This is a genomic window from Pseudomonas sp. Pme6b (assembly GCF_058129925.1).
Map to the genome: position 1 here is coordinate 2,494,682 of NZ_CM176704.1, position 12,276 is coordinate 2,506,957.

Below are 12,276 nucleotides of genomic sequence, written 5' to 3' on the forward strand. Positions count from 1 at the left end.
GCCGATACCGCGGCGCTCCGTATAATGCTGGCATCGCCACTTGAATGGCTCTGGATGGATAGTTTTATGACCACACAGCAACCAGTCGCGGTTCTTGGTGGTGGCAGCTTCGGCACTGCCATTGCAAATCTGCTGGCCGAGAACGGCCATCAGGTTCTCCAGTGGATGCGTGATCCGGAGCAGGCGCAGGCGATTCGCGTCAACCGTGAGAACCCCCGTTACCTCAAGGGCATCAAGGTTCGGCCCGAAGTCGAGCCGGTAACCGACATCACCGCCACGCTTGAGGCCTGCGAGCTGATTTTCGTCGCTCTGCCTTCAAGCGCACTGCGCGCGGTACTCTCGCCCCATGTCGAGCGCCTGAACGGCAAGATGCTGGTCAGCCTGACCAAAGGTATTGAAGCGCAGAGCTTCAAATTGATGAGCCAGATCCTCGAAGAGATCGTTCCCCAGGCGCGTATCGGCGTATTGTCCGGGCCCAACCTGGCCCGGGAGATCGCCGAGCATGCGTTGACCGCCACCGTGGTTGCCAGCGAAGACGAGGCGCTGTGTCAGCAGGTCCAGGCCGCGCTGCATGGTCGTACTTTTCGGGTCTATGCCAGCAACGACCGGTTTGGTGTAGAGCTGGGTGGGGCATTGAAGAACGTCTACGCAATTATCGCTGGCATGGCCGTAGCGCTGGACATGGGCGAAAACACCAAGAGCATGCTGATCACCCGGGCGCTGGCCGAAATGACCCGTTTTGCGGTCAGTCAGGGTGCCAACCCGATGACCTTTCTCGGCCTGGCCGGGGTGGGCGATCTGATCGTCACCTGTTCCTCACCCAAAAGTCGCAATTATCAGGTCGGGTTTGCGCTGGGCCAGGGGCTGACGCTGGAGGAGGCGGTCACTCGTCTGGGCGAAGTAGCCGAGGGCGTGAACACGCTCAAGGTGCTCAAGGTCAAAGCGCAGGAGGTTCAGGTCTATATGCCATTGGTCGCCGGGCTGCATGCGATTCTTTTTGAAGGCCGTACGCTCAGTCAGGTCATCGAGGCGTTGATGCGTGCCGAGCCCAAGACGGACGTCGATTTCATTTCGATTACCGGCTTTAATTGAACTCATTCCGATCAGGGAGAATGTCTTGAACGAGTCGAAAATCCAGCATAACGAATCGATCCTGCTGCGCATTCTGTGGATGCTGCTGTTTCTGGGTGTATGGCACGTTGCGCAGATCATTCTGGCGGGCGTAGTGCTGGTGCAATTAGTTTATCGCCTTATCTATGGCGCGCCGAATGGCGGCCTGATGAGTTTCGGCGACAGTATCAGCCAGTACCTGGCCCAGATTGGTCGTTTCGGGACGTTTCACAGCGACCATAAGCCCTGGCCCTTCGCCGACTGGCCAGCGCCGCGCGCTCCTGAAGGCGAGGCGGCTCATCATGTTCCGCCAGCGCCGCATCCGGTGCGTGACGAAGAGCCAAAACTGTGAAGGTCTGGGTATTGCGTCACGGCGAAGCGCAGTCGCGGGCGCGCAGTGATGCCGAACGCGAGCTGACCGCACACGGGCGTGAGGAGGTGCTCAAAAGTGCAGTACACCTGACTGACAAGGCGGTGCGACGGATCATCGCCAGCCCCTATGTTCGTGCACAGCAGACTGCCGAGTTGGTACGCCAGTCGCTGGGGTTCAATGATCCGGTGGTGACGGTGCCCTGGCTGACGCCGGACAGCAGCCCGCGTGAGGTGTTGCTCCAGCTGGACAAGCTGGGCGTCGATGAAGTGCTGCTGGTCAGTCATCAACCCTTGGTGGGCGAATTGATCGGCGTGCTGGCTCACGGCAGTCCGCAGCAGGCCGAGCCTATGAGTACCGCCAGTCTGGCCGAGCTGGAAGGCGAGTTCGTGCTGGCTGGCGCAATGCAGCTCAACAGCGTTCGACACGTTTGAAACGGTCTGTTCGAGTAATGAACCACCGCGAACGCGGCCCACTTTGAAAAAGGATTTAACATGAGTGTATGGCGTCAGGCTCCTGATATCGAAGCCCTTATAGCGGCTCAGAAAAACACTATTGGCGAGGTGCTGGATATCCGCTTCGAATCGTTCACGGACGATTCCCTGACGGCCAGCATGGTCGTCGATCAGCGTACCCATCAGCCTTTCGGGCTGCTGCATGGCGGTGCATCCGTGGTGCTGGCCGAGTCTCTGGGGTCGATGGCCAGCTACCTGATTGTCGACCCGAGCAAGTATTTCTGCGTCGGGCTCGAGGTCAACGCCAACCATCTGCGCGGCGTGCGTACCGGACGTGTAACCGGTGTTGTACGTCCCGTGCACATCGGCCGCACCACCCATGTATGGGACATCCGCATCAGCACCGAAGAAGGCAAGCTCAGCTGCATATCGCGTCTGACCGTGGCGGTTGTGCCACATGGCCAGGAGCCACCAATCAGTTGAGTGTTTTCAGCTATTAAGAACGGTTTTTCAGGTCTGGATTGAGCGTTGTAGTCAGGCGGCGTTTCTCTTAGTGTCTGGGTGTTCCCTGGAGGGAACATTCATTCCCAGGAGGATTGATAATGACTGAAGAAAAGGCAGTGCCGCCCGGAGAAACTCCTCCGGCTGAAAGCTCGCTTGCTCCTGAACTACCACCTTTGCCCGACAAACCGTCTGTGTCTGCAAACCAAACGCCTACAGGAACTTCACTGCCCGCTGCAGCTTCGCCGTCTCCCGAAAAACTCCCGCTCCCACTCCCAGAGTTGAACCTGGAAAAGCGCTTGAAGCAGGTTTATGCGGATCAGATCATGACGTCTGCCGAGTTCATGGCACTGCGCGATGATGCGGACGTGCTGTTCGACAAGCTGAAGGTCCAGTTTCCCGACAATGGTGCCCTCGCGCTGTTCCAGCCTTTGTCGGATGTTGCGGTACAAGCCATGCAGCTCGGTATTCTGGAGTTCAAGAAAGGCAAACCCTCCGCTGAAGCCAAGGCTCTCGCCAAGCAGTCGTTTGGTTTCCAGGTTGCGTACATCAAAGCTTGCCTGGACCGTTTCACTCAGGCGCTGTAGGCATTCACGTGGCTCCGGCCATTATGATGGTGATGGCCGGAGTGCCATCTGCGATGGCAGTTCCAGTCATTGCTGTTGCTTGAAGCGGCTGCGCACAATTGCGACTCGTACGGCCTCTGGAAGTATCGGTATGTCGCAACCCGTGTTCTTCGCTCACGCCAACGGTTTTCCATCGGCTACCTATGGAAAGCTGTTCTGCGCGTTGGCACCGGAATATGCCGTCACTCACCTCGATCAGCATGCTCACGACCCTCGCTTCCCGGTGGATGACAACTGGCTGAACCTGGTCGATGAGCTGATCCATCATCTGCGTGAGCAGCCCGGCCCTGTATGGGGTGTGGGGCACTCGCTGGGTGGGGTTCTGCACCTGCATGCCGCGCTGCGCTGTCCGCAACTTTATCTTGGCGTGGTGATGCTGGATTCGCCGGTGCTGGGCCTGGCTGATCAGTTGTTCATCCGCGCAGCCAAACGCCTGGGTTTCATTGACCGCATCACGCCAGCGGGCCGCACACTGGGACGTCGCGAGGCATTTGCCGATCTGGACGCAGCCCGCGCCTACTTTGCCAGCAAGACCCTGTTTCGCCGTTTCGATCCCGACTGCCTGACCGCTTACCTTGAACACGGTCTGCAGCAGGATGGCGAGCAACTTCGTCTGCGCTTTGACCCGGCGACGGAAATCAGTATTTACCGCAGCATTCCTCACACCAGCCCAGTACCGTCGCGGCAGCTCAAGGTACCGCTGGCCATGGTGCGTGGCCAACACAGCCGGGTGATCATGCCTCATCATGGTTACCTTGCCCGACGCATGCGCGAAGGCGAATACCTGTCCATGCCCGGAGGGCATATGTTTCCACTTGAACGACCGGATGAAACGGCGTTGCTGCTCAAGACGCTGTTTGCTCGCTGGAACGCCCGCAGCGCCTCCAGGGCCAGTGCATGACGCTTGCGGTGGAGGAAGTGCGCCTGAGCCTGGGGCATATCGAGCTGGCGGTTCATCTGTACGGCCCCAAGGACGGTCAGCCGGTTATCGCGCTGCACGGCTGGCTCGACAACGCCAACAGTTTCGCCCGGCTCGCACCACGTCTTGAGGGGCTACAGGTCGTGGCGCTGGACCTGGCGGGGCACGGTCATTCTGATCACCGACCGGCAGGCTCGTCCTATACACCGGCTGATTATGCATTCGACGTGCTGCGCGTCGTCGAGCAACTTGGCTGGCAGCGCTTTGCCCTGTTGGGGCACTCGCTGGGCGCGATCATCTCTGTGTTGCTGGCAAGCTCGCTACCCGAGCGGGTCACGCGCCTGGCGCTGATCGACGGTCTGCTGCCATTGACGGGCAAGGCCGAATCCGCCGCCGAGCGAATGGGTGCCGCCATGCAGGCGCAACTCGAACTGGCGAACAAGAAAAAACCGGTTTATCAGGATCAGGATCGAGCCATTCAGGCGCGGATGAAAGGCGTGGTGGCGGTCAGTCGCGAGGCGGCCGAGCTGCTGGCTCAGCGGGGTTTGATGCCGGTGCCGGGCGGTTACACCTGGCGCAGCGACAGCCGCCTGACCTTGCCCTCCGCAATACGCTTCACGGATCAACAGGCCATGGCGTTCGTTCACGACATTCGTTGCCCGACGCAATTGGTGGTTGCCTCCGATGGCATGCTGGCACAAAGGCAGGAGCTGCTGTCAGCGCTACCCTTTGACGTCGAACGGCTGGCCGGCGGACATCATTTGCACCTGAACGATGAGCACGGAGCACTTTCTGTTGCACACTGTATCAATCGCTTTTTCGCTGCTTCTTGACTTGAGACCGGCAACTGCCGACGCTGGGCGGGTTGAAACAGGAGTCAACCGTGATGGATCAATCCGCAGCCTCTCACGACCGCCTTGTCGGCGATCTTTTTTATTCTCGCCCCCTGCTTGCCTGCCGATGAGAGCACTCATGCGTTTATCAAGTGTTCCCGTTGCGGCGTTGTGCATGTCGCTGTGCAGCGCTGTCCTTTTCGCTGCCGATGCGCCGGGCAGGCGTGATCTGGAGATTTTGCCCCGTCTGACCGATACCGAAATCGTAGACTATCGTCCTGCCGCCGAGCTTGAGCGTGTCTACCCGATGGGCTCGATCCGCAAGATCAGCGGTCAGTTGCGTTTCGATGGCCAGGTCAGTGCGCGTGGCACTCTGACGTCGGTTACTTATCAGTTACCTGCCGAGCACACATCCGACGACGCCTTTACCGCCGCGCGTGAAGCCTTGCAGCAGCAGGGTGCAGAATTGCTGTTCTGGTGTCAGGCGCGTGATTGCGGAGAAAGCAGTCTGTGGGCCAACGAGGTGTTTGGTAATGCCAAGCTGTATGGCGCGGACGACCGGCAGGCCTACCTGCTGTTGCGTCTGGCCGAGCCCCGGAGCGAAACCCTCGTCGCGCTATACAGCATCACACGCGGCAACCGTAGGGCTTACTTGCATGTCGAGCAGTTTGAATCCGCCGCGCCGCTGGGCGAACTGCTGCCAACCTCGGCCACGTTGCTGCGCCAACTGAAAAGCACGGGCAAGCTGGTACTGCCCAAGCTGGGTGGCGAGCCACAGGAAGCCTGGGTCACGCTGATTTCCCGTGGTCTGAATCTGGACAGCACGCTGCGCGCAACCGTCTCCGGCCCGAGTGCAAGTGCATGGCGCGACGCTCTGGTGGCCAAGGGCGTGCGCGCTGCGCGTCTGGAAGCGGGCGCTGCCGATAGCCAGGGGCTGGTGATCGAGGTCATCCGCTAACCCTGATGCGTAAGGTTATGGCGAACAATGGCTGACGTCAGCCTTGTTCAGCCTTATGCTCGTGACCTCCGAGCCTATAAGTGGATGCCGCATGTTCAACAATGATCGTTTACTGGTGCAGATTCTGCTGCTGGCGCTATTCGGTGCCTGCCTCTGGGGATGGCACCTTTCTGGTCGGCACTGATCTGGGGCGCGGTGCTGGCGTTTGCCAGCTGGCCGCTGATGCGTTTGCTGACCCGCTGGTTCAAGGGCCGTGAGTCGTTGGCCGCGCTGGTGATGTGCCTGTGCTGGATGCTGCTGGTCGCGGCGCCGCTGGTATGGCTGGGCTTCAATCTCGCCGACCATGTGCGTGACGCTACAGGCCTGATCAAGGATATTCAGGTCGACGGCTTGCCCGATCCACCGCAATGGCTGGCGGGTATTCCGCTGGTGGGCGAACGACTGGTAGCGCTGTGGACCACCATCGATCAGCAAGGCGCGGCGTTCATGGCGACGCTCAAACCGCATCTGGGTCAGGTCGGTAACTGGGTGCTGGCACGCAGTGCGCAGATTGGCAGCGGGATTCTGGAACTGACCCTGAGCATCGTCTTCGCCTTCTTCTTTTACAGGGACGGTCCGCGCCTGGCCGCATTCGTGCTCAGCCTGCTGGAGCGTCTGATCGGTGATCGCGCCCAGTATTATCTGGATCTGGTCGCTGGCACGGTGCAACGCGTGGTCAACGGGGTCATCGGTACGGCAGCGGCCCAGGCGGTACTGGCGCTGATCGGCTTCCTGATCGCGGGCATTCCCGGCGCGTTGGTGCTGGGTATTCTGACTTTTCTGTTCAGTCTGATTCCGATGGGCCCGCCCCTGGTCTGGCTGCCTGCCACTGCCTGGCTGGTCTGGCAGGGCGAGTACGGCATGGCGATATTTCTGGGCATCTGGGGGATGTTCATCATCAGTGGCGTGGACAACGTGCTCAAGCCATACCTGATCAGCAGGGGCGGCAATCTGCCGCTGGTGATTGTCTTGTTGGGTGTGTTCGGCGGATTGCTGGCGTTCGGCTTCATCGGCCTGTTCATCGGCCCGACGCTGCTGGCAGTCGCTTACAGCCTGCTGACCGACTGGGTCGGCAGCGAGCGTGCCCGCAGCAGCCGCTGACGGCGAAAGTTTCCGCCGCACCAGGACGGGCGGCGGAGCCTCGCTTTACGCAGCGGTGTTCAGGTACTTACCGACTGGCTTACTGCTCTGGGTGTCATATTTTTCGCTGAGTGCGGCGATCATCTTGTTCAAGGCCTGAGTCGCAATCTGGTTGGTGTTGCCCTGATCAATGGTGTTGTCACTCTGTTTCAACGCGGCCGACAACTCGGAGGCGCTGATACTGTCGTTGCTATCGCTGTCCAGCGTACTGAACAGGTTGGCGCTGTCAGTGCTGCCGGAGGTGCTCATTTGCGCAGGCGGCATACCGGCAGGGGGCTGTTGCGGTTGCATACCGGCGACCAGTTCTTCAAGGCTGACTGTGCCGTCTTCGTCAGTGTCCAGTGCATCGAACACCTGGTTGCTGTTCGCCGTGCTGCCCGAATTGCTCAGGCCGGTGGTCAGCTCGTCGCTGCTGATCGCGCCATCGCCATCGCTGTCCAGCGAGCCGAGCAGGTCTTCTGCCTGCTCATCGACCGACTGCATGGGCGGCGGCGGTGGCGGCGTCATGGCGGCCAGTTCATCGGCATCCAGGCTGTCGTCGTCATTGCTGTCCAGATCGCTGAACGCCTTGCTCAGGCTGACAGTAATGCCGTCCTTGCTGTTCGACGACAAGGCCGAGCTCAGCTCATCCTTGCCGATGCTGCCGTCGCCATCGGTGTCCAGTTTTGCCAGCAACTCTTCCTGAAACTTCTTGCTGTTGGTGCTGGCGGTGGCACTGGTCGAGCTGGTGTAGCTGGAAAAGCTGCTGCTGATCCCGTTGATCATGAGTCTCACTCCCCTGAGATAAATGTGTCCGGTAGCGGTGTACCGGCTTTTGCAGCCTCGGGGCGTCAGTTGTCCTGGAGATTTAAGCTTTGTACGCGGTGTGATACAGAATGTGTCAGAGGCGCGGCAGATTCAGTATCGCGGTCAGGCCGCCACCCGGTGTTTGCGCAAGCGTCAGCTCGCCGCCGATTCTTCGCGCAGCCTCACGGGCGATGCTCATGCCCATGCCGATGCCGCCGGAGTTGCGGTTGCGCGAACCTTCCAGGCGATAGAACGGCTCAAACACCGCTTCGTGAAATTCAGGGGCAATGCCCGGTCCGTGATCAACCACCGATATGCGTACACGTTCAGCGCTGTCCTCGATCACGATATTGACGCTACCGGCATAGCGAAGCGCGTTATCGACCAGGTTCTGCAGGCACGAGCGCAGTGCCATCGGTTGTGTTCTGAGCGGCTTGCACTGGCCTTGGTACTGCACATCGTCGCCATTGTCCTGCGCATTCTCGGCCTGGGATTCGATCAGCGCCTGCAGGTCGAACTGCTGCAACGCTTCGCTGCGCCGATGTTCATTGAGGTAGGCAAGCGTGGCGTCGAGCATGCTGATCATGTCGTTGAGGTCCTGAGTCATCTGGCCGTGCAGCCTTGGCTCTTCGATCTGTTCAACACGCAGCTTGAGCCGCGAAAGGGGAGTGCGCAGGTCATGGGATACCGCAGCCAGCATGCGCCCGCGCTGCTGCATCTGTTCGCGGATCTTGCGCTGCATGAGGTTGAAGGTCTGCGCAGCCTGGCGTGCTTCCTGCGGGCCGCTTATTTCAAGGGGCGGGCTGTCCAGGTCTTCACTGAGGCGCTCGGCGGCCTCGCTCAGGCGCTGTACCGGGCGGCTCAGTGCCTTGGCGCCATACCATGCGGCAACGATGAGGGTGACGAACTGAAAGAACAGCAGCACCAGCGGGCCACCCGGTGGCGGTCGATGACGTCGCCCTTGATCATCCTGCGAATGCTGCGCGTCGGGGCGGTCATCAGGTGGAGGGCGCATGCCGTATTGGGTGAACCAGATGAAGGCTAATAAATGCGCCAGCAGAATAGCCAACAGCGCGCCCCCGAAAAGGCGCGCAAACAGCGTGTCGAACCGACGGATCAACCCAGCTCCCTGGCATCGAACAAATAGCCTTCACCGCGCACAGTCTTGATCAACTGCGGGTTCTTCGGGTCGTCGCCGAGCTTCTGACGTAAACGCGAGACCAGCAAATCGATGCTGCGGTCGAACGCCTCTATTGATCTGCCCCGGGCGGCGTCCAGCAACTGTTCACGGCTCAGCACCCGGTGCGGCCGTTCGAGAAATACGCGCAGCAGACGGAACTCGGCGTTGGACAGCGGCACCACCAGACCGTCGGCGGCTGTCAATTGACGCAGCACGCTGTTCAGCCGCCAGGCGTCAAAGCGAATGGTGGTGCGCTGATCGCTGCGTTCGTCGCGGACCCGGCGCAGAATGGTCTGGATACGCGCGACCAGCTCGCGCGGCTCGAACGGCTTGGCCATGTAATCGTCGGCACCCAGTTCCAGACCGATGATCCGGTCAGTGGGTTCGCAGCGTGCGGTCAGCATCAGAATCGGGATGTCCGAGGTGCTGCGCAGCCAGCGGCACAGCGACAGGCCGTCTTCACCGGGCAGCATCAGGTCGAGCACCACCACGTCGAAGGTTTCCTCGGTCAATGCCTGACGCATTTGCGTGCCATCGGTGACGCCACGCGCGTTGATATTGAAGCGCGTCAGGTAATCGCAGAGCAGTTCGCGAATGGCCACATCGTCATCGACAATCAGCGCGCGAACGCTCCAGCGCTGATCGGTCGATGTGGCATCCAGGGGGGTGTCGGGAAGTGCTTGCATAGTGCTTCTGTCGCCTGCGTGTGCCGCCGTTGTCTGGCCGCTGTTGAAGATCAACGCTGCTCCTCATGCTACTTCGCCAGGAGTTGCGGCGGAAGGGTGACGTGATCGAATGTCGGGGGCATTTCAGAAATGTATCCGGCCTGATACAAAAAACTGTCGAACGTGCTTTCCGGCTCGGCCCTGCTACTGGTAGTTCTGACAGTATCCCGTCTCCGGTAACTGCCGTTTAATCAGCTGGAGCACAGGCCCGGATGGCCTGTGGTCTGAAAGAGAAGCGCTCATCGAGAGAGCTTTTCACCCATCAATCCGCCGCAGGGCTCCTGTGAAGGGAGGGGGCGGCAATCGGTAGCAAAGGAGTGCTGATTATGGTCGGTTCGAAAACAACACTGACACCTGAACAAAGCAAGGCGGCGCGCATCGCGTACCGGCTGGCGCGCAGTCAGCGCGGTATGGACCTCAAGGCAGACCTCGCAGTGGCGCAAGTGGCCAACATCGTGGACCCGACGGACGGGACGTTGAACAAGGACGTTTTGCTCGGTACGTCGCTGGACGTTACTCTCGCACAGTGGGCACAGTTGGTCACTGACGATGGCGAATCCGATACCTTTTTCATCGATTGGGCAGTGGGTGAAGTACCGGCTGACGACGGATTCGTGGAAGTGTTCACAGATAAGGTCACTGCGCCAGTGGCCGTTGGCACCTTTCCGAAGTCGATCAACATTCCGCTGACCGCCCTTTCGCCTGGATTCCCCAAACCGGCAGACGGTGTTTACAGTCTTCGCTACCGGATCAGGCAGCCGAACGACCAGGAGACTATCAGCCCGCTGCTCAAGCTCATAGTCGATACCACGCCGCCCGGCGGGCATGTTGAGCCTGGGCAGATGAGTCTGAACACAGATCAGTTGACCCAGGCGTTTCTGGATAACAATCCGGACGGTATTGTCGGCACGCTGCCTGACTATGACGACTGGACACCCGGCGACAAGGTAGCGTTCTATTGGGTTGGCACTCCGTTGCCCGACAAGCCCGCAGATCTGCCGGCTCCTGTCGGTGTCGTTGACGTGGCCAGCGCGACGGATAATAAGGTGACATTCCCGGTTGATATAATTGGCGACTCCAACGATGAGGCCTACTACGTCGCTTACTTTCTGGTGGACAAAGCGACCAACCGCAGTCCGCTTTCCAACTACAAGCGCATAGACGTAGCGTTGGGGCTGCTGCCCGACAATCTGAAGGACCCGCTGGTGCCACTGGCGCTGCCTCCGGAAAATCTGATCAACCTGCCTGACGCACGAATGGGCGTCGAGGTGCTGATCGAGTCGTTCGATAACTGGAAGCCTACCGATCGTATCGAGGTTACCTGGGGCACAGCAGTACTGCGGCCTGAGGAAATGGGCGACGTCCCGCAGTTTCCGTTTTCGGTCAGGGTTCCTGATCCGGTGTTGCGTGATCAGTACGTTCAAGCGACTGGCGGTGATCAGCCGACTACAGTGAGTTATCGAGTTCTGCGTGGCGTTGTTCCGTCCGAAGTGAAAAGCATCAGTGTCAATGTCAATTTCTCCACTATCGGGCCTGATCCCGTTCCCGTTCCCGTTCCTGATCCTGACTGGCCTGATCCAATCAACGATCAGTTGTTACCGGCCGAGGTCTACGGCGAAGTTTCCAACGAGCTGAATGTCCTGAAGCCGTCGGACGATAAGAAGGATGCCAGTGTCAGATTCAAACTTTATGACCCACTTCTACCGGACGAAGTTGTAGATTTCTACTGGGGCGCAAGCCATGTGCCTGAGGTGCAATACACCGTGGCAGTCACTGATGCGGCCGGAGACGAGCGCGAGGTCAAAATACCCTGGAGTTATATCGAATCTGAAGGTAATCGCCCTGATTTGCCGTTTCATTACAGCATTCGTGCCGCCGACTCAGAGAATACGCAACAATCGCCGGATACGCGGGTCGGCGTGAATGCTGTGGTCATCATTCCCGATGCCCCGGTTTTTGAAGGCACCAGTACAAGCGGCTGGCTGAATTGCAACTCGCTCTATAAGAATCCTGCCAATCCATCCTCAGGAGAGCCGGGTGTACGGGTGGTCGTTCCTGATCTTTCGAACTATCTGGCGGCAGGCGATACCGTCACTCTGTACTGGAACGCTTTCCCGTCGGCTCCAGACGATACGCCTATTTCAGGTACCGAAAAGACCGAAGATATTGTGTTGGGGGTCGATTATCCAGTCACGGGCTTTACCTGGCTGGTCACGCCATACGCGACACACATTCTGCCCACTTATGACCCTAGTGGTCATGGCACAAACGGGCGCGGGAAGATCAAGTATTCGTTCATTCTGAAGGGCTCCACCGTTACCTCACTGGAAACCACTGCCAAGGTGGGTATGTACGATGCAAATGGATCGTGTCCTATCGTGTAGGGGGCTTTAAAGACGGATCACAGGCAGAAGCCTGCGATCCTCTGTGCGCCGTGTTTTCAGTTATTACGCCGGTCCAGGTTGCTCCCAAACAGTTTAATGAAGCTGTGCGTATGGGGGCATTTTGCCTACGCTTACCGGCACCTCCCCGTAAATTAACGATTGGCAGAGCCTCAATACCAGAGCCTCCCTACATTTACATAGGAAACGTCCTACAGAGCATTCAGTTTGATCCCCGTAGTCTTCCGGCCTC

General features: G+C 59.3%; 12 protein-coding genes and 1 pseudogene. 10 read left to right on the forward strand and 3 right to left on the reverse strand.

The features are described 5' to 3' along the window. Positions 1-66 precede the first annotated feature (66 nt). From AC4ANE_RS11235 to AC4ANE_RS11275, 9 genes and pseudogenes are all read left to right on the forward strand, one after another. The gene (locus tag AC4ANE_RS11235) at positions 67-1,092 is read left to right on the forward strand and encodes an NAD(P)H-dependent glycerol-3-phosphate dehydrogenase (protein WP_002552991.1); all 1,026 of its coding nucleotides are present in this window, start codon (positions 67-69) and stop codon (positions 1,090-1,092) included. A 25-nt stretch (positions 1,093-1,117) separates the two neighbouring features. Then, a complete protein-coding gene (locus AC4ANE_RS11240; RefSeq protein ID WP_002552992.1) occupies positions 1,118-1,462 on the forward strand; it encodes a DUF4389 domain-containing protein in 345 nt (114 codons plus the stop codon). Then, entirely contained in the window at positions 1,459-1,914 is a 456-nt protein-coding gene (gene sixA, locus AC4ANE_RS11245) for a phosphohistidine phosphatase SixA (RefSeq protein ID WP_002552993.1), read from the forward strand. The genes AC4ANE_RS11240 and sixA overlap by 4 nt, the downstream gene beginning before the upstream one ends. Positions 1,915-1,974: 60 nt before the next feature. Next, positions 1,975-2,418 carry a hotdog fold thioesterase gene (locus tag AC4ANE_RS11250; protein WP_002552994.1) on the forward strand — a complete coding sequence of 148 codons (444 nt, stop codon included), beginning with the start codon at positions 1,975-1,977 and terminating at the stop codon, positions 2,416-2,418. Between the two features lie 317 nt (positions 2,419-2,735). Next, positions 2,736-3,023: a hypothetical protein gene (locus AC4ANE_RS11255; protein WP_005732408.1), complete on the forward strand. Its 288-nt coding sequence runs from the start codon at positions 2,736-2,738 to the stop codon at positions 3,021-3,023. Between the two features lie 130 nt (positions 3,024-3,153). Continuing rightward, complete coding sequence (locus AC4ANE_RS11260) at positions 3,154-3,963, forward strand: alpha/beta fold hydrolase (RefSeq protein ID WP_031594906.1); 810 nt, start codon at positions 3,154-3,156, stop codon at positions 3,961-3,963. Then, positions 3,960-4,814: an alpha/beta fold hydrolase gene (locus tag AC4ANE_RS11265; RefSeq protein WP_460408927.1), complete on the forward strand. Its 855-nt coding sequence runs from the start codon at positions 3,960-3,962 to the stop codon at positions 4,812-4,814. The genes AC4ANE_RS11260 and AC4ANE_RS11265 overlap by 4 nt, the downstream gene beginning before the upstream one ends. 139 nt (positions 4,815-4,953) lie before the next feature. Further along, entirely contained in the window at positions 4,954-5,772 is an 819-nt protein-coding gene (locus tag AC4ANE_RS11270; protein WP_031594904.1) for a DUF4892 domain-containing protein, read from the forward strand. Between the two features lie 91 nt (positions 5,773-5,863). Beyond that, positions 5,864-6,912: pseudogene (locus AC4ANE_RS11275) on the forward strand (AI-2E family transporter). A 45-nt stretch (positions 6,913-6,957) separates the two neighbouring features. On the opposite strand, the gene xopAW reads toward AC4ANE_RS11275, so the two are convergent. From xopAW to AC4ANE_RS11290, 3 genes are all read right to left on the reverse strand, one after another. Next, entirely contained in the window at positions 6,958-7,716 is a 759-nt protein-coding gene (gene xopAW / locus AC4ANE_RS11280; protein WP_031594903.1) for an EF-hand domain-containing protein, read from the reverse strand. 115 nt (positions 7,717-7,831) lie between these two features. Continuing rightward, the gene (locus AC4ANE_RS11285) at positions 7,832-8,857 is read right to left on the reverse strand and encodes a sensor histidine kinase (protein WP_005732413.1); all 1,026 of its coding nucleotides are present in this window, start codon (positions 8,855-8,857) and stop codon (positions 7,832-7,834) included. Then, positions 8,854-9,603 carry a response regulator gene (locus tag AC4ANE_RS11290; protein WP_031594902.1) on the reverse strand — a complete coding sequence of 250 codons (750 nt, stop codon included), beginning with the start codon at positions 9,601-9,603 and terminating at the stop codon, positions 8,854-8,856. The genes AC4ANE_RS11285 and AC4ANE_RS11290 overlap by 4 nt, the downstream gene beginning before the upstream one ends. A gap of 365 nt (positions 9,604-9,968) precedes the next feature. Here AC4ANE_RS11290 and AC4ANE_RS11295 point away from each other — a divergent pair, with 365 nt between their 5' ends. Continuing rightward, a complete protein-coding gene (locus AC4ANE_RS11295) occupies positions 9,969-12,026 on the forward strand; it encodes a hypothetical protein (RefSeq protein ID WP_031594901.1) in 2,058 nt (685 codons plus the stop codon). Positions 12,027-12,276: the final 250 nt, after the last annotated feature.